Raw genomic sequence first — 17,109 nt, 5'->3', positions numbered from 1 at the left:
TTTCGGTGCATGTCGTACTCGCCGGCGGGGGGACCGCCGGACACATCGAGCCCGCGCTTGCCCTCGCAGACGCCCTGCGCAGGCAGGACCCGACCGTGGGAATCACTGCCCTCGGCACGGAACGCGGACTGGAGACCAGGCTCGTGCCCGAGCGGGGGTACGAGCTGGCGCTCATCCCCGCCGTACCACTGCCCCGTAAGCCCACGCCCGAACTGATCACCGTCCCGGGCCGGCTGCGCGGCACCATCAAGGCCGCCGAGCAGATCCTGGAGCGCACCAAGGCGGACTGCGTGGTCGGCTTCGGCGGCTACGTCGCACTGCCCGGCTATCTGGCCGCCAAGCGGGCCGGGGTGCCGATCGTGGTTCACGAGGCCAACGCCCGCCCGGGCCTGGCCAACAAGATCGGCTCGCGGTACGCCCACGGGGTCGCCGTCTCCACCCCGGACAGCAAGCTGCGCGGCGCCCGCTACATCGGCATTCCGCTGCGCCGCACCATCGCCACCCTGGACCGCGCCCGGGTCCGCCCGGAGGCCCGCGCCTCCTTCGGTCTCGACCCCAACCTGCCCACGCTGCTGGTTTCCGGCGGCTCGCAGGGCGCGCGCCACCTCAACGAGGTGGTCCAGCGGGTCGCGCCGCTGCTCCAGCGCTCCGGGATCCAGATCCTCCATGTGGTCGGCCCGAAGAACGAATTGCCGCGGATCGACAACATGCCCGGAATGCCGCCCTACATCCCGGTACCGTACGTGGACCGGATGGACCTCGCGTACGCCGCGGCCGACATGATGCTCTGCCGCGCCGGCGCGATGACCGTCGCCGAGCTCTCCGCCGTCGGGCTCCCCGCCGCCTACGTCCCGCTGCCCATCGGCAACGGCGAACAGCGGCTCAACGCCCAGCCGGTGGTCAACGCCGGCGGCGGTCTGCTGGTGGACGACGCGGCGCTCACCCCGGAATGGGTCCAGGGCAACGTCCTGCCGGTACTGTCGGACCCCCACCGGCTGTACGAAATGTCCCGCGCCGCGGCCGAGTTCGGCCGGCGCGACGCCGACGACCTGCTCGTCGGCATGGTGTACGAAGCGATCGCCGCACGCCGCCAGGCGTAAGGCGCGATGCGGTGCGGACCCGGGGCGGGCGCCCCGGGTCCGGCGAAGGAGCGAGCGTGGCCGGACCGACGACCGCCCAGCGCGGCGCACCCGGGCGGGCGGACACCTCCGCCCGCCCGCCGCACATCGGCCCCGAGGGGCCCCGGATCAGCCGCCGTCTGCTGCTGATCCTGATCGGCGTCGCGGCCGCCCTGCTCGCCGCGTTCGTGATCTGGGTGCTCTACGGCTCCTCCTGGCTCCGCGTCGAGAAGGTGAGTACGAGCGGCGTCGAGGTCCTGACCCGCGAAGAAGTGGAAGCGGTTGCCGCCACTCCGATCGGCGCCCCGCTGGTCTCCGTGGACACCGACGCCATGGAGCGCAGGTTGCGCCAGAAGTTGCCTCGTATCGACACAGTTGATGTCGTTCGGTCCTGGCCGCACGGTATCGGCCTTAAGGTGACCGAACGGAAGCCCGTCCTGCTCGTCGAGAAGGACGGGAGGTTCGTCGAAGTGGATGCCGAGGGCGTGCGCTTCGCCACCGTGGCCAAGGCGCCGAAGGGCGTGCCCCTGTTGGAGCTGACTCCCGAACCGTCCGCGAGCCTGCGCCGCTTCGGCGGTGACGGTCTGTTGCGGGAAGCGGTCCGGGTCGCCGGGGACCTTCCGCCGGGCGTCGCCGGGGACACCGAGACCGTGCGGGTCACCTCGTACGACGCGATCTCCTTGCGGCTCACCCGGGATCGTGTGGTGACCTGGGGGAGTGGCGAGGACGGACCGGTGAAGGCAGGCGTCCTCACCGCACTCATGAAAGCCGCCCCCAAAGCGGGACACTTCGACGTAAGCGCTCCCACCGCCCCGGCGGTATCGGCGAGTTGACGGGCATTTGTGCTGGCCAGCACCCTGGTTGGTCAGCGCTACGGGTGATCACATAGGGTGAAAAGAAAAACGGGAGGTTCGGCGTGTTCGTTGAACGTGCGCCACTTGTCGACTTAGTGTCCTGTTCGGAAGAGTCCAGGAAGCAGACACACTGGTAACCCTAAACTTCAACGTTAGGGTTTGGGTCGGCGTTCGGACCGTCCCCATCGACATCAGTCGTCGCCGCGGGGCTACCGCAGAGCGACGACACGTAACTCGAGGCGAGAGGCCTTCGACGTGGCAGCACCGCAGAACTACCTCGCAGTCATCAAGGTCATCGGTGTCGGCGGCGGTGGTGTCAATGCCATCAACCGAATGATCGAGGTCGGTCTCAAGGGCGTCGAGTTCATCGCGATCAACACGGACGCACAAGCCCTGTTGATGAGCGACGCCGACGTCAAGCTCGACGTCGGCCGCGAACTCACCCGGGGCCTCGGCGCCGGGGCGAACCCGGCCGTCGGTCGTAAGGCGGCAGAGGACCACCGTGAGGAGATCGAGGAGGTCCTCAAGGGGGCCGACATGGTCTTCGTCACCGCCGGAGAGGGCGGCGGCACCGGCACCGGCGGCGCACCCGTCGTCGCCAACATCGCGCGCTCGCTCGGCGCCCTGACGATCGGCGTGGTCACCCGCCCGTTCACCTTCGAGGGCCGGCGACGCGCGAACCAGGCGGAGGACGGCATCGCCGAACTCCGCGAAGAGGTCGACACCCTCATCGTCATTCCCAACGACCGCCTGCTGTCCATCTCGGACCGTCAGGTCAGCGTGCTCGACGCGTTCAAGTCGGCCGACCAGGTGCTGCTCTCGGGTGTCCAGGGCATCACCGACCTCATCACCACCCCGGGCCTGATCAACCTCGACTTCGCCGACGTCAAGTCGGTCATGTCCGAGGCCGGATCGGCGCTCATGGGCATCGGCTCGGCGCGCGGCGACGACCGCGCGGTGGCGGCCGCGGAGATGGCGATCTCCTCGCCCCTCCTGGAAGCCTCCATCGACGGCGCCCGCGGTGTCCTGCTCTCCATCTCCGGCGGCAGCGACCTCGGTCTCTTCGAGATCAACGAGGCCGCCCAGCTGGTGAGCGAGGCGGCGCACCCCGAGGCCAACATCATCTTCGGCGCCGTCATCGACGACGCCCTGGGCGACGAGGTGCGGGTCACCGTGATCGCCGCGGGCTTCGACGGCGGACAGCCGCCGGCCCGCCGGGAGAACGTCCTCGGCGCGAACAGCAACAAGCGCGAGGAGCCGGCCGCCCCGGCCAGGTCCTCCGTCGAGTCCACGCGTCCGACGGGCGGACTCGGTTCCGTACCTCCGCGCGAGGAGAGCCCGGCCCCGGCCGAGCCCGCCCCCGCGTCGGCTTCGAGCGAGAGCGCGCTGCCGCCGGTCTCTCCGCCGCACGTCCCGCCGGCCCGTCCCTACCAGGACACCCAGGCCGAAGAGCTGGATGTTCCGGACTTCTTGAAGTGATAGGTCAGCATCGGGCGGCACCCGTCACGGGCAGCGCTCATTTCTCCTTCACCGACCGGTGGGGCGGAGTGAGCGCCGCTCCGTACGGTGAACTCAACCTCGGCGGCGCGGTCGGTGACGACCCCGCCGCCGTCGGCGCGAATCGCGAGCGTGCGGCCCGCGACCTCGGCATCGACCCGGCCCGCGTCGTCTGGATGAACCAGGTGCACGGCCGGGACGTGGCGGTGGTGGACGGACCCTGGGGTGCGGACGCGGAGATTCCGGCCGTGGACGCGGTGGTGACCGCCCGGCGCGGGCTGCCGCTCGCGGTCCTCACGGCCGACTGCACCCCCGTACTTCTCGCCGACCCGGTCGCCGGAGTCGTCGGGGCGGCGCACGCCGGGCGGCCGGGGCTGGTCGCCGGAGTCGTTCCGGTGGCGGTCGAGGCCATGGTCGCGCTCGGCGCACACCCCTCCCGGATCACCGCGCACACCGGGCCGGCCGTCTGCGGACGGTGCTACGAAGTGCCCGAGGCGATGCGGGCCGAGGTCGCCGAGGCGGTCCCCGGCACCTGGTCCGAGACCAGCTGGGGAACCCCGGCGGTCGACGTCACCGGCGGAGTCCACGCCCAGCTCGCCGCCCTCGGGGTGGCGGACCGGCACTCCTCGCCGTACTGCACGCTGGAATCGGGCGACCACTTCTCGTACCGCCGCGACCGCACCACCGGGCGGCTCGCCGGATATGTCTGGTTGGACTGATAGGGCATGACGGACCGTAAGGCTCAACTCGCCGCGAATCTGGCACAGGTGGAGGAAAGGATCGCCTCCTCCTGCGCCGCGGCCGGTCGCAAGCGCGAAGAAGTGACCCTGATCGTGGTCACCAAGACCTACCCCGCGAGCGATGTGCGGATCCTGCATGAACTCGGTGTGCGCCATGTCGCGGAGAATCGTGACCAGGACGCGGCCCCCAAAGCCACCGCTTGTGCGGATCTTTCGCTGACATGGCACTTTGTCGGACAATTGCAGACGAACAAGGTTCGTTCTGTGACCAGTTATGCCGATGTCGTGCAGTCGGTGGACCGCGCCAAGCTGGTCACCGCGCTCTCCGCCGCCGCGGTGCGCGGGGAGCGTGAGCTCGGCTGCCTCATCCAGGTCGCCCTGGACGCGGAGAGCGGCGCGCGCGGTGAGCGCGGCGGCGTCGCGCCGGACGGGGTCGAGGAGTTGGCGGTCGCGATCGGCGCGGCTCCCGGGCTCCGGCTCGACGGTCTGATGACCGTGGCGCCGCTGGCCGGGGAGTACGCCGGCCGGCAACGGGCCGCTTTCGACCGGCTGATGGAAATCTCATCCCGCCTGCGCGCCGGTCATCCGGCTGCGAACATGGTCTCCGCAGGTATGAGCGGGGACCTGGAGGACGCGGTGGCGGCCGGAGCGACACATGTACGCGTCGGTACGGCGGTACTCGGAGTCCGACCCCGGCTCGGGTAACGTCGCGAAGCAAGTCGGACCACAGCAGAAAATATGGTCATTACCGCTTACAGCGGACAGGCCACAGTGGATCGCGGGCACTTGGTGACGAATGCCGATCCACCACAGAGCGGAGGACTCGGAGCATGGCCGGCGCGATGCGCAAGATGGCGGTCTACCTCGGCCTCGTGGAGGACGATGGGTACGACGGTCCGGGGTTCGACCCCGATGACGAATTCGAACCTGAGCCGGAGCCCGAGCGCGACCGGCGGCGGCATCAGCCCCCGCACCAGGTGGAGCGGGAACGCGAGCGTGATCGTGAGCGTGAGCGCGAAAGGGACGAACCGGTACGAGTGGTGCAACCACCCGCACAGCGCGAGCCGGTTCAGCTCCCCGCGGAAAGCGGGCGACCCGCCCGAATCGCCCCCGTGGCATCCATCACACCTGAACGCCCGAACATGGAGAAGAACGCACCGGTGATCATGCCCAAGGTCGTGTCCGAGCGGGAGCCGTACCGCATCACCACGCTGCACCCCAGGACCTACAACGAGGCCCGTACCATCGGGGAACACTTCCGTGAGGGCACTCCGGTGATCATGAATCTCACGGAGATGGACGATACGGACGCGAAGCGACTTGTCGACTTTGCCGCGGGACTCGTCTTCGGTCTCCATGGCAGCATTGAACGCGTGACGCAGAAGGTGTTCCTGTTGTCGCCTGCTAACGTCGATGTCACGGCGGAGGACAAGGCCCGCATCGCAGAGGGCGGATTCTTCAACCAGAGCTGAGAACACGACACCGGGAACAACCCGGCCGAGAGGCCGGTGCCGGCCACGAGGCCGGAGCTACGAGAGCCAGGGGAGAGGGAAGCGCGGGACATGGGCGTCGCACTGGATGTGGTCTATATCGCGCTGATGTGTTTCCTCATCGTGCTGATCTTCCGGCTGGTCATGGACTATGTCTTCCAGTTCGCACGTTCATGGCAACCCGGCAAGGCGATGGTGGTCGTACTTGAGGCCACCTACACTGTCACCGATCCACCGCTCAAGCTTCTGCGGCGATTCATCCCGCCGCTGCGTCTCGGGGGCGTGGCACTCGACCTGTCCTTCTTCGTTCTGATGATCATCGTCTACATCCTGATCAGCGTTGTGGTCAGGTTGTGAGCGATACGGTCTTGCCGACTGCCGACGACTACGTAGAGGTGAAGAAGAGATGCCGTTGACCCCCGAGGACGTGCGGAACAAGCAGTTCACGACCGTCCGCCTCCGAGAAGGCTATGACGAGGACGAGGTCGATGCCTTTCTAGACGAGGTCGAATCGGAGCTGACCCGTCTGCTCCGTGAGAACGAGGACCTGCGCGCCAAGCTGGCCGCCGCGACGCGTGCCGCCGCGCAGAACCAGCAGCAGCAACAGCAGCAGCAGGGCATGCGCAAGCCCCCGGAGCAGCAGGACCGCCCGGGTGCGCCCGTTCCCGCCGCCATATCCGGACCGCCGCAGCAGCAGCAGCCCCCGCAGATGGGTCCGCCCCAGCTGCCCGGTGGCGCGCCGCAGCTGCCCGCAGGTCCCAGTGGCCACGGCCCCCAGGGCGGCCACGGCCCCGGTCCGCAGGGCCCGCACGGCCCCGGCCCGATGCAGGGCGGTCCCATGGGTGGCCCGATGGGCGGCCCCATGGGTCAGCACCCCCAGCAGCAGCAGATGCAGCAGATGCAGCCGCCGCAGATGCAGCAGCAGGGGCAGGGCCCCGGTGGCGACAGCGCCGCCCGTGTCCTCTCGCTCGCCCAGCAGACCGCCGACCAGGCGATCGCGGAGGCCCGTTCCGAGGCCAACAAGATCGTCGGCGAGGCCCGCAGCCGCGCCGAGGGCCTGGAGCGCGACGCGCGCGCCAAGGCCGACGCCCTGGAGCGGGACGCGCAGGAGAAGCACCGCGTGGCGATGGGCTCGCTGGAGTCGGCCCGCGCGACGCTGGAGCGCAAGGTCGAGGACCTGCGTGGCTTCGAGCGCGAGTACCGCACGCGGCTGAAGTCGTACCTGGAGAGCCAGCTGCGTCAGCTGGAGACCCAGGCGGACGACTCGCTCGCCCCGCCGCGGACTCCGGCGACCGCTTCGCTGCCGCCGTCCCCCTCGCTGGCCCCGGCCGGTGCGGGTGCGATGGGTCACTCCATGGGCGGCTCTAACCACGGTGGCCACGGCGGCCAGCAGATGGGTGGCGGCCAGTCCATGGGCGGTGCGCCGTCCTACGGTGGGCAGCAGCAGATGTCGCCCGCGATGACGCAGCCGATGGCGCCGGTGCGGCCGCAGGCGCCGCAGCCGATGCAGCAGGCGCCTTCGCCGATGCGTGGGTTCCTGATCGACGAGGACGACAACTGAGCGGTATGCGCTCGCTGAGCGCGTAGCCGTCGGCAGGCAAAGGGCCGGGCCCCGGGTTTTCCCCGGGGCCCGGCCCTTTGCCGTGGGCGGCGCGCTCATGGCCCCGGGGCCCCTTTTGTCCTCAAGCGCCGGACGGGCTGGTTTCGGGGCTCCGCCCCGGAACCCCGCTCCTCAATCGCCGGAGGGGCTACCCATAGCCTCGCCGGCGTTTGAGGCGCGGGGGTTCGGGGGCGGAGCCCCTGAGGGGGGACGGCGAAGGGCCCGGCCGGGATGTTTCCGGCCGGGCCCCTGGTTGTGCGGGCTACTGCTACTGCTACTGCTTGCGCAGGCGGAACGTGAGCGCCAGGCCCTCGTCCTCGAACACCTCGCCGTACGTGGCGTCCGCCTCGCCCTCCGCGTAGTCCACGGCCAAGACCTCGTCCGCGATCAGCGGGGTGTGCTCGGTGAGGGCCTCCACCGTGGCCGGGGACGTCGAGGTCCAGCGGACGGCGATGCGGTCCGCGACGTCCAGGCCGCTGTTCTTGCGGGCCTCCTGGATCAGGCGGATCGCGTCACGGGCCAGGCCCGCGCGGCGGAGCTCCGGGGTGATCTCCAGGTCCAGGGCGACCGTCGCGCCCGAGTCCGAGGCGACCGACCAGCCCTCGCGCGGAGTCTCCGTGATGATGACCTCATCCGGGGAGAGGGTGATCTGCTCGCCCTCCACCTCGACCGCCGCCGTGCCCTCGCGCAGGGCGAGGGAGAGCGCTGCCGCGTCCGCCTCGGCCACTGCCTTCGCCACCGCCTGCACGCCCTTGCCGAACCGCTTGCCCAGCGCCCGGAAGTTCGCCTTCGCCGTCGTGTCGACCAGCGAGCCGCCCACCTCGGAGAGCGTGGCGAGCGATGTGACGTTCAGCTCCTCCGTGATCTGCGCCCGCAGGTCGGGGGAGAGGGACTCGAAGCCGTTCGCCGCGACGAGTGCGCGCGACAGCGGCTGGCGCGTCTTCACGCCCGACTCCGCGCGCGTGGCCCGGCCCAGCTCCACCAGGCGGCGCACCAGCGCCATCTGGGAGGAGAGGGTGGGGTCGATGGCGGAGAGGTCTGCCTTGGGCCAGGCGGAGAGGTGGACCGACTCCGGGGCGTCCGGCGTGACCGGGGTGATCAGGTCCTGCCAGACCCGCTCGGTGATGAACGGGGTCAGCGGGGCCATCAGCCGGGTCACCGTCTCGACGACCTCGTGCAGCGTGCGCAGCGCCGCCTTGTCGCCCTGCCAGAAGCGGCGACGCGACCGGCGTACGTACCAGTTGGAGAGGTCGTCCACGAACGCCGAGAGCAGCTTGCCGGCGCGCTGGGTGTCGTAGCCCTCCATCGCGACCGTCATCTGGTCCACCAGCGCGTTGAGTTCGCTCAGCAGCCAGCGGTCCAGGACCGTGCGGTCCGCCGGGGCCGGGTCCGCCGCCGACGGGGCCCAGGACGAGGTACGTGCGTACAGGGCCTGGAAAGCCACCGTGTTCCAGTACGTCAGGAGTGTCTTGCGGACTACCTCCTGGATCGTGCCGTGGCCCACCCGGCGTGCCGCCCACGGGGAGCCGCCCGCCGCCATGAACCACCGCACCGCGTCCGCCCCGTGCTGGTCCATCAGCGGGATCGGCTGGAGGATGTTGCCCAGGTGCTTGGACATCTTGCGGCCGTCCTCGGCGAGGATGTGGCCCAGGCAGACGACGTTCTCGTAGGACGACTTGTCGAAGACCAGGGTTCCTACCGCCATCAGCGTGTAGAACCAGCCGCGGGTCTGGTCGATGGCCTCCGAGATGAACTGCGCCGGGTAGCGGCTCTCGAAGATCTCCTTGTTCTTGTACGGGTAGCCCCACTGCGCGAACGGCATCGAACCCGAGTCGTACCAGGCGTCGATGACCTCCGGGACGCGGTACGCCTCCAGCTGGCAGTTCGCGTGCGTGCAGGTGAAGGTGATCTCGTCGATGAAGGGGCGGTGGGGGTCGAGCGACGACTGGTCCGTGCCTGTGAGTTCTGTGAGTTCCGCCCTTGAGCCCACGCACGTCAGGTGGTTGTCCTCGCAGCGCCAGATCGGCAGCGGCGTGCCCCAGTAGCGGTTACGGGAGAGCGCCCAGTCGACGTTGTTGTTCAGCCAGTCGCCGAAGCGGCCGTTCTTGACCGAGTCCGGGTACCAGTTGGTCTTCTCGTTCTCCTGGAGGAGCCGGTCCTTGATCGCCGTCGTCCTGATGTACCAGGACGGCTGCGCGTAGTAGAGCAGCGCCGTGTGGCAGCGCCAGCAGTGCGGGTAGCTGTGCTCGTACGGGACGTGGCGGAAGAGCTTGCCCCGCGCGTCCAGGTCCGCGGTGAGCGCCTCGTCGGCCTTCTTGAAGAAGACGCCGCCCACCAGGGGGAGGTCCTCCTCGAAGGTGCCGTCCGGGCGGACCGGGTTGACCACCGGCAGGCCGTACGCACGGCAGACCAGGAGGTCGTCCGCGCCGAACGCGGGGGACTGGTGGACCAGACCCGTACCGTCCTCGGTCGTGACGTATTCGGCGTTCACCACGTAGTGCGCTTCCGCCGGGAAGTCGACCAGGGTGAACGGGCGCTCGTAGGTCCAGCGCTCCATCTCCGCGCCGGTGAACGACTGGCCGGTCGGCTCCCAGCCCTCGCCCAGCGCCTTCTCCAGGAGCGGCTCGGCGACGACGAGCTTCTCCTCGCCGTCCGTCGCGACGACGTACCGGACGTCCGGGTGCGCGGCGATGGCCGTGTTGGAGACCAGCGTCCACGGCGTGGTCGTCCAGACCAGGAGGGCCGCCTCGCCGGCCAGCGGGCCCGAGGTGAGGGGGAAGCGGACGAAGACCGAGGGGTCGACGACCGTCTCGTAGCCCTGGGCCAGCTCGTGGTCGGAGAGGCCGGTGCCGCAGCGCGGGCACCAGGGGGCGACCCGGTGGTCCTGGACCAGCAGGTCCTTGTTGAAGATCTCCTTGAGCGACCACCACACGGAGTCCACGTACTCCGGGTCCATCGTGCGGTACGCGTCGTCCAGGTCGACCCAGTAGCCCATGCGGGTCGTCAGCTCGGCGAAGGCGTCGGTGTGCCGGGTCACGGACTCACGGCACTTGGCGTTGAACTCGGCGATGCCGAACGCCTCGATGTCCTTCTTGCCGTTGAAGCCCAGCTCCTTCTCGACCGCCAGCTCGACCGGCAGGCCGTGGCAGTCCCAGCCGGCCTTCCGGCCGACGTGGTAGCCCTGCATGGTGCGGAAGCGGGGGAAGACGTCCTTGAAGACGCGGGCCTCGATGTGGTGCGCGCCCGGCATGCCGTTGGCGGTGGGCGGGCCCTCGTAGAAGACCCACTCGGGGCGGCCCTCGGACTGCTCCAGGCTCTTGGCGAACACCTTGCTCTCTCGCCAGAAGTCGAGAACGGCGTGTTCCAGCGCGGGCAGGTCGACCTGGGCGGGTACCTGGCGGTACTGCGGCGATGTCATGTGCGGCTTCCTCCGGCGGACGTTTTCCACTTCCGTCGGAGGGACGAGAGCCGGATCTGCTCCCGCGGTACCACCCTCCTTGGCCCTGGGCGTGTGCCCCTGGCCCCCTCATTGGGGTCGCGATGCCGGGTCTAGTGGCCTGGTGCCGGGGGCGGGGCCCACGGTCCACAGCGTTCTTCCGGCGGCTCCGGGGTGATCTTCGCGTCGCGCTCGCCCCCGGGCTCCCACCGTCCCCGGGTCGCTGCTGGCTGCGTACGGCGCTACTCGTCCCATCCAAGCCTCTCGCCAGCCCCAGTGTACGGGCCCGTACGGGCGACGGCCGACCGGTTATCGGCGGCGCGCGGGCGTGACTCGACTGGCGGGACGGGGCGCGTGGACTTCCCGGCGAGGTCCGGGGGCCGGATTACCGGGCGGGGAGCTGGGAACAACGGAGGCAGGCGCGCCACGACCGGATACAGGGGAGGGGCGAGAAGGCGGCGTGCCCCGTTGCCGCGGGGCTGGAGTCGATTTATCGTCCCAGCACGATTCGCGAGCAAGATCACAATATGTGAAGGGGCCGCGGCCATGGTGGCGAAGAAGACGGCGGAAGAGACCGCGGCCGAGCACGACGGCACCCACGAGCCACCGGCCGAGCAGGAGGCCGCGCCCGCGAAGAGCACGGCGAAGAGGGCCGCGAAAAAGGTCGCGAAGAAGACCGCTGCGAAGAAGACCGTGGCCAAGAAGGCCGCGGCGAAGAAGACGGCGGCCGGCGAGAAGCCCGCCGCCAAGAAGAGCACCGCCAAGAAGAGCGCGGCAAAGAAGACGTCGAAAAAGGCCGCAACGGCGGCCACGGAGGCGGCCCGGGCCGCCGAGCAGACGGGAGCCCACACGGTGGTAGCCAAGAAGAGCGCGAGTCGTTCCGCAGCAGGAGCTCAGGCCACGGCCCCCGTGCCGCCGGCCCGCGCCGCCGCCCCCGACGAGCTGGCCGTCCGGCCCGGGGAGGACCCCTGGACGCCCGAGGAGGTCACCGAGGCGCGGACGCTGCTGACCAGCGAGACGCTGCGGCTCCGCAGCGAGCTGGAGGCCTCCGGCGCGGCCCTCGCCGGTCTGATGCGGGACTCCGGCGACGGCGCGGGCGACGACGAGGCCGACACCGGCACCAAGAACATCACCCGCGAGCACGAGCTGTCGCTCGCCGCCAACGCCCAGGAGATGCTGGAGCAGACCGAACGGGCGCTGGCCCGCCTGGAGGCGGGGACGTACGGGCTCTGCGAGGTCTGCGGCAAACCGATCGGCAAGGCGCGGATGCAGGCCTTCCCCCGGGCCACCCTGTGCGTCGAGGACAAACAGAAGCAGGAGCGGCGCGGCTGATCCGTACAGGTGTGTCGTACCCTCATCCTCAGTCAGGCACCTAGGTCGAGGGATTCACGTGGCAGAGGCGGAGCGCATCATCGGTACGCCGGACAATCCCGATGCCGAGGGCACGGACGAGGGCGGCAGCACGGCCGCCGACGCCGCCGTGAACGCGGGGCGGGGCAAGCGGAAGGTCCTCGTTCTCCTGAGCGTGGCCGTCGTGGCCTATCTCCTGGACCTGGTCACCAAGATGATCGTGGTCGCGAAGCTGGAGCACCAGCCGCCGATCGACATCATCGGCGACTGGCTGCAGTTCCGGGCGATCCGGAACGCGGGCGCCGCGTTCGGGTTCGGCGAGGCGTTCACGGTGATCTTCACCATCATCGCCACCGGCGTGATCGTGGTGATCGTCCGGCTGGCCCGCAAGCTCTACAGCCTGCCGTGGGCCATCGCCCTGGGTCTCCTCCTGGGCGGTGCGCTCGGCAACCTCACCGACCGGCTCTTCCGGGCGCCCGGCGTGTTCGAGGGCGCGGTGGTGGACTTCATCGCCCCCAAGCACTTCGCCGTCTTCAACCTCGCCGACTCCGCCATCGTGTGCGGCGGCATCCTCATCGTGATCCTCTCCTTCAAGGGTCTCGACCCCGACGGGACCGTGCACAAGGACTGAGCGGGGCCGGGCTGCGCGGAGAGCCTTCCGCGCAAGGCATACTCGACAGGTGAGTACGCACCCCGAGATCCGCACCCTGCCCGTACCGGACGGCCTGGAAGGCGAGCGTGTCGACGCCGCCATCTCCAGGATGTTCGGTTTCTCCCGCACCAAGGCCGCCGAGCTGGCCGCAGCCGGGAAGGTCCAGGTGGACGGTTCGGTGGCCGGGAAGTCCGAGCGGGTCCACGGGGGCGCCTGGCTGGAAGTGGAGATGCCGCAGGCCGCCGCTCCCGTCCAGATCGTCGCCGAGCCCGTCGAGGGCATGGAGATCGTCCACGACGACGACGACATCGTCGTCATCATGAAGCCGGTCGGCGTCGCCGCCCACCCCAGCCCCGGCTGGACCGGCACCACCGTCATCGGCGGCCTCGCCGCCGCCGGCTACCGGATCTCCACGTCCGGTGCCGCCGAGCGCCAGGGCATCGTCCACCGCCTCGACGTCGGCACCTCCGGCCTGATGGTCGTCGCCAAGTCCGAGCGCGCCTACACCCTGCTCAAGGCCCAGTTCCGCGACCGGATCGTCGACAAGAAGTACCACGCCCTCGTCCAGGGCCACCCGGACCCGATGAGCGGCACCATCGACGCCCCCATCGGCCGTCACCCCAACCACGACTACAAGTGGGCGGTCACCGCCGAGGGCAAGCCGTCGGTGACCCACTACGACCTGATCGAGGCGTACCGCGCCGCCAGCCTCCTCGACATCAAGCTGGAGACCGGCCGCACCCACCAGATCCGGGTCCACATGTCCGCCCACCGCCACCCCTGCGTCGGCGACCTCACCTACGGCGCGGACCCGACCCTGGCCAAGCGCCTCGGGCTGACCCGCCAGTGGCTGCACGCCGTGCGCCTGGGCTTCGAGCACCCGAGCGACGGCAGCTGGGTGGAGTTCGCCAGCACCTACCCGGCCGACCTCCAGCACGCCCTCGACACCATCTCCGCGGAGAGCCAGTGAGCTCCGTCCCCACCCCGTACAGCACCCGCAGGGCCGTCGAGGAGAGCGACCTCGCCGCCTGCTTCCAGGTCCGCAAGGACGTCTTCGTCGGTGAGCAGAACGTGCCCGAGGAGCTGGAGTACGACGCCCACGACGCGACCGCGGTGCATGTCCTGGCCGTCGCCGCGGACGGCACCGCGCTCGGCACGGGACGGCTGCTGTACGGCGCGGACGCGGCCGGTAAGACCGGCGGCGACCTGTCCGTCGGCTCGCTGGGCCGGCTCGCCGTGAGTCGTCAGGCGCGCGGCCTCGGGGTCGGCGCGGCCCTCGTCGTGGCCATCGAGGACGAGGCGCGGAAGCTGGGCCTGGCCGCCGTCGACCTGCACGCCCAGACCCACGCCCTCGGCTTCTACGAGCGGCTCGGATACGTCGCGTACGGCCCCGAGTTCCCCGACGCGGGCATGCCGCACCGGGCGATGCGGCGGGAGATCCCCCCGGCCTGAGTGCCGCCCGAGTGCCGGAAGCGGGGGGTATCGGTCGAAACGCGCACCCCGCGTGACAGGGTGGGAGCCTTGTTCGGCCGCTCGTGATGTGCCGGACCCGCACGCTGGGGAAGGCACCTCGTGGAACAGATGTCCCTGCTGCTCCTGTTGCTGTTCGGAGCCGTGGTCACCGTGCCGCTCGGAGCGCGGCTGGGGCTGCCGGCCCCGGTGCTGATGACGCTCGTCGGCATCGCGATGGCGTTCATGCCGTTCGTGCCGAACGTCAACATCCCACCGGAGATCATCCTCCCCGCGCTGCTCCCGCCGCTGCTCTACGCCACCGTGCAGCGCACCTCCTGGCGGCAGTTCGCCGCCAACAGACGCCCGATCTTCCTGCTGGCCGTGGCCCTCGTCTTCGTCACCACGGCCGCCGTCGCCGCGGTCGCCAACTCGATCGTGCCGGGGCTGCCCATCGCCGCGGCCGTCGCCCTCGGCGCGCTCGTCGCCCCGCCCGACCCGGTCGCGGCGACCGCCGTGGCGGGCTCCGTGGGGCTGCCGCGCCGGCTGGTGTCGATCCTGGAGGGCGAGGGGCTCTTCAACGACGTGACCGCCATCGTGCTCTACCACGTGGCCATCGCCGCCGCCGTCAGCGGCACCTTCTCCCTCCCCGAGGCCTTCGGGCTGCTGGTGCTCTCCGCCGTCGTCGCGGTCGCCGTCGGCCTCGCGCTCGGCTGGCTCACCATCAAGCTGATGAACCTGCTCGGCGACGCCACCCTCCAGGTCGGCCTGACCCTGCTGGTGCCCTTCGTCGCCTACGTCCTCGCCGAGGAGCTGATGGGCTCCGGCGTGCTGGCCGTCCTGACCGTCGCGCTGTTCCTCGCCGAGCACACCGCCGACGCCGACGACGTGCTGGGCCGGCTCACCGGACGGACCTTCTGGGACATCGTCGACACCCTGGTCACCGGGGTCGCCTTCGGGCTCATCGGCCTGGAGCTGCACACCGTGTTCGGCACCGCCGACGGGCACGCCCTGGAGATGGTCGGCTGGGGACTCGCGGTCGTCGCGGTCGTCGTCGGCGTACGGCTGCTGTGGCTGCTGCCCGCGACCTGGCTCGCCAAGAAGCTGCACACCCGCCGGGACGTCAGCGAGGAGATCCCCACCAGCTGGCGGGAGACCGTCGTGATGTGGTGGGCCGGGATGCGTGGGGTGGCCTCGGTCGCCCTGGCGCTGGCGATCCCGCTGGAGACCGACGACGGGCAGCCGTTCCCCGGGCGCGACGAGATCATCTTCATCGCGTTCGCCGTGATCATGGCCACCCTGGTCTTCCAGGGGCTCACCCTGCCCTGGCTGGTGCGGAAGCTGAAGGTCCGGGCCGACACCGACGCCGAGGAGGCGCTGGAGCGGGATCTCGCCATCCGGGCCGCCAAGGCCGCCAAGTACCGCCTCAAGGAGATCCAGGAGGTCGAGGAGTTCCCCGAGGAGGTCGTGGAGCGGCTCCAGCGCGCCGCGTACGACATCGGGGCCCGGATCAGCCCGGACATGGTCGACGAGGAGCGGCGCGAGGCCTACGCCAAGCGCGCCGACCGCTTCAAGGCGGTCAGCCGCGTCCAGCGCGAGATGATGTCGGCCGCCCGCCACGAGGTGCTCTCCGCGCGCAGCGAGCCCGGCTCCGACCCGGAGGTCGTGGACCGGGTCCTGCGGTATCTGGACGTCCGCTCCCTGCGCTGAGCGTGCGGCGTGCTCAGCCGCGGCCCGTGCGCGGGGCCCTGGAGTCGCCCCGGTCGACGGGCGGCGTCGTCCCGTCGGCACCGGAGCGGCCCCCGGAGCCGCCCCCGGAGCCCGTCAGCTCCGCCCACTGCTCGCCCGGCGGCAGCGCGGCGGGCGCGGTGGCGATCCGCGGCAGCGCGTACGGATGGTGGTCGCGCAGCCAGCCGATCAGCTGCTCGCGCACCGCGCAGCGCACCGTCCAGATGTCGTCCGCGTCCTTCGCCGTGACCACCGCCCGCACCTGGATCGTGGACGGCGTCGTGTCCGTGACGGCCAGCGACCAGTCCCGGCCGTCCCAGGCGGCGATGTCCCCGAGGAGATCCCGCAGCTTCTCCCGCATGGCGGCGACCGGGGCGGAGTGGTCGAGGTGGAAGAAGACCGTGCCGGTCATCTGCACCCCGCCGCGCGACCAGTTCTCGAACGGCTGGCCGGTGAAGTACGAGACCGGCATCGTGATCCGCCGCTCGTCCCAGGTCCGTACCGCCAGGAACGTCAGGGTGATCTCGTCGATCGTGCCCCACTCGCCGTCCACCACCACGGTGTCGCCGATCCGCACCATGTCGCCGAACGCGATCTGCAGCCCGGCGAAGAGATTGCCGAGCGTCGACTGGGCGGCGACACCCGCGACGATGCCGAGCAGACCGGCCGAGGCCAGCATCGACGTGCCGACCGCCCGCATCGGAGGGAACGTCAGCAGCATCGCCGCGATGGCGACCACCGTCACCACCGCGATGACCACCCGCTGGATCAACGTCACCTGCGTACGGACCCGGCGGACCCGGGCCGGGTCGCGGGTGGCCGTGGCGTACCGGGCGTAACTGGCCTCCACGACCGTCGCCGCGATCCGCACCACCAGCCAGGCGGACGCGCCGATCAGCACCAGGGTCAGGATCTGGCCGATCCCGGCCCGGTGGTCCCACACCCAGTCGATCTTCGTCTGGCGGTAGCTGCCGCGCAGCAGCGCCGTGATGACCACCACCTGCAACGGCGGCCGGCAGCGCCGCAGCAGCCCCCACAGCGGGGTCTCGTGGTGACGGCTGTCGGCCCGCCGCAGCAGCAGGTCGACCAGCCAGCCGACCAGCAGGGTGATCACCACGGAACCGCCGATGACGATCAGCGGGCGCAGCACGCTCTCCATGGACTCGTCCTCCTGGCTGTAGGGCAGACCCCAGGG

Annotated in this window: 15 protein-coding genes; 13 read left to right on the top strand and 2 right to left on the bottom strand. The window is 70.5% G+C overall.

Features of this window, described 5'->3' with window-relative positions; translation table 11 throughout:
• Positions 1-5 precede the first annotated feature (5 nt).
• From murG to ACIQPT_RS18335, 8 genes are all read left to right on the top strand, one after another.
• Positions 6-1,100 (top strand): undecaprenyldiphospho-muramoylpentapeptide beta-N-acetylglucosaminyltransferase, encoded by a 1,095-nt coding sequence (gene murG / locus ACIQPT_RS18370; protein ID WP_401156913.1) that lies wholly within the window; start codon positions 6-8, stop codon positions 1,098-1,100.
• A gap of 56 nt (positions 1,101-1,156) precedes the next feature.
• The gene (locus tag ACIQPT_RS18365) at positions 1,157-1,951 is read left to right on the top strand and encodes a cell division protein FtsQ/DivIB (RefSeq protein WP_401156912.1); all 795 of its coding nucleotides are present in this window, start codon (positions 1,157-1,159) and stop codon (positions 1,949-1,951) included.
• Positions 1,952-2,227: 276 nt separating this feature from the next.
• A complete protein-coding gene (gene ftsZ / locus ACIQPT_RS18360; protein WP_401156911.1) occupies positions 2,228-3,451 on the top strand; it encodes a cell division protein FtsZ in 1,224 nt (407 codons plus the stop codon).
• Positions 3,448-4,188: a peptidoglycan editing factor PgeF gene (gene pgeF, locus ACIQPT_RS18355; protein ID WP_401156910.1), complete on the top strand. Its 741-nt coding sequence runs from the start codon at positions 3,448-3,450 to the stop codon at positions 4,186-4,188. Before ftsZ ends, pgeF begins: the two co-directional genes overlap by 4 nt.
• A gap of 6 nt (positions 4,189-4,194) precedes the next feature.
• Positions 4,195-4,914, top strand: coding sequence for a YggS family pyridoxal phosphate-dependent enzyme (locus ACIQPT_RS18350; protein WP_401156909.1), 720 nt, complete (start codon positions 4,195-4,197; stop codon positions 4,912-4,914).
• A gap of 125 nt (positions 4,915-5,039) precedes the next feature.
• The gene (locus tag ACIQPT_RS18345; RefSeq protein ID WP_030086685.1) at positions 5,040-5,681 is read left to right on the top strand and encodes a cell division protein SepF; all 642 of its coding nucleotides are present in this window, start codon (positions 5,040-5,042) and stop codon (positions 5,679-5,681) included.
• Between the two features lie 90 nt (positions 5,682-5,771).
• Entirely contained in the window at positions 5,772-6,056 is a 285-nt protein-coding gene (locus ACIQPT_RS18340; RefSeq protein WP_006123846.1) for a YggT family protein, read from the top strand.
• A gap of 49 nt (positions 6,057-6,105) precedes the next feature.
• Positions 6,106-7,260, top strand: coding sequence for a DivIVA domain-containing protein (locus ACIQPT_RS18335; RefSeq protein WP_401156908.1), 1,155 nt, complete (start codon positions 6,106-6,108; stop codon positions 7,258-7,260).
• A gap of 313 nt (positions 7,261-7,573) precedes the next feature.
• Here ACIQPT_RS18335 and ileS read toward each other — a convergent pair whose 3' ends face one another.
• A complete protein-coding gene (ileS, locus tag ACIQPT_RS18330) occupies positions 7,574-10,717 on the bottom strand; it encodes an isoleucine--tRNA ligase (RefSeq protein WP_401156907.1) in 3,144 nt (1,047 codons plus the stop codon).
• A 564-nt stretch (positions 10,718-11,281) separates the two neighbouring features.
• Here ileS and ACIQPT_RS18325 point away from each other — a divergent pair.
• The 5 genes from ACIQPT_RS18325 to ACIQPT_RS18305 all read left to right on the top strand — a co-directional run bounded on the left by ACIQPT_RS18325 (position 11,282) and on the right by ACIQPT_RS18305 (position 15,896).
• The gene (locus tag ACIQPT_RS18325) at positions 11,282-12,067 is read left to right on the top strand and encodes a TraR/DksA family transcriptional regulator (RefSeq protein ID WP_401156906.1); all 786 of its coding nucleotides are present in this window, start codon (positions 11,282-11,284) and stop codon (positions 12,065-12,067) included.
• A 58-nt stretch (positions 12,068-12,125) separates the two neighbouring features.
• Positions 12,126-12,716 carry a signal peptidase II gene (gene lspA, locus ACIQPT_RS18320; protein ID WP_401156905.1) on the top strand — a complete coding sequence of 197 codons (591 nt, stop codon included), beginning with the start codon at positions 12,126-12,128 and terminating at the stop codon, positions 12,714-12,716.
• A gap of 49 nt (positions 12,717-12,765) precedes the next feature.
• Complete coding sequence (locus ACIQPT_RS18315) at positions 12,766-13,707, top strand: RluA family pseudouridine synthase (RefSeq protein ID WP_401156904.1); 942 nt, start codon at positions 12,766-12,768, stop codon at positions 13,705-13,707.
• Positions 13,704-14,189, top strand: a complete 486-nt coding sequence (locus ACIQPT_RS18310) for a GNAT family N-acetyltransferase (RefSeq protein ID WP_401156903.1) — start codon at positions 13,704-13,706, stop codon at positions 14,187-14,189. The genes ACIQPT_RS18315 and ACIQPT_RS18310 overlap by 4 nt, the downstream gene beginning before the upstream one ends.
• 120 nt (positions 14,190-14,309) lie before the next feature.
• Positions 14,310-15,896: a Na+/H+ antiporter gene (locus tag ACIQPT_RS18305; RefSeq protein ID WP_401156902.1), complete on the top strand. Its 1,587-nt coding sequence runs from the start codon at positions 14,310-14,312 to the stop codon at positions 15,894-15,896.
• Between the two features lie 13 nt (positions 15,897-15,909).
• Here the strand turns inward: ACIQPT_RS18305 and ACIQPT_RS18300 are convergent, their stop codons facing one another.
• Positions 15,910-17,073: a mechanosensitive ion channel family protein gene (locus tag ACIQPT_RS18300; protein WP_401156950.1), complete on the bottom strand. Its 1,164-nt coding sequence runs from the start codon at positions 17,071-17,073 to the stop codon at positions 15,910-15,912.
• Positions 17,074-17,109: the final 36 nt, after the last annotated feature.

This window comes from Streptomyces sp. NPDC091289 (assembly GCF_044757365.1).
Lineage (GTDB): Bacteria > Actinomycetota > Actinomycetes > Streptomycetales > Streptomycetaceae > Streptomyces.
Note: the sequence above shows the minus strand (reverse complement) of the source record. Positions and strands in the feature narration are given on the sequence as shown.

Bases quoted from the DNA above. Each gene is read 5' to 3' on its own strand.
- ACIQPT_RS18350 (WP_401156909.1), top strand. From the start codon at position 4,195: ATGACGGACCGTAAGGCTCAACTCGCCGCGAATCTGGCACAGGTGGAG.
- ACIQPT_RS18345 (WP_030086685.1), top strand. From the start codon at position 5,040: ATGGCCGGCGCGATGCGCAAGATGGCGGTCTACCTCGGCCTCGTGGAG.
- ACIQPT_RS18340 (WP_006123846.1), top strand. From the start codon at position 5,772: ATGGGCGTCGCACTGGATGTGGTCTATATCGCGCTGATGTGTTTCCTC.
- ACIQPT_RS18335 (WP_401156908.1), top strand. From the start codon at position 6,106: ATGCCGTTGACCCCCGAGGACGTGCGGAACAAGCAGTTCACGACCGTC.
- ileS (WP_401156907.1), bottom strand. From the start codon at position 10,717: ATGACATCGCCGCAGTACCGCCAGGTACCCGCCCAGGTCGACCTGCCC.
- ACIQPT_RS18325 (WP_401156906.1), top strand. From the start codon at position 11,282: ATGGTGGCGAAGAAGACGGCGGAAGAGACCGCGGCCGAGCACGACGGC.
- ACIQPT_RS18300 (WP_401156950.1), bottom strand. From the start codon at position 17,073: ATGGAGAGCGTGCTGCGCCCGCTGATCGTCATCGGCGGTTCCGTGGTG.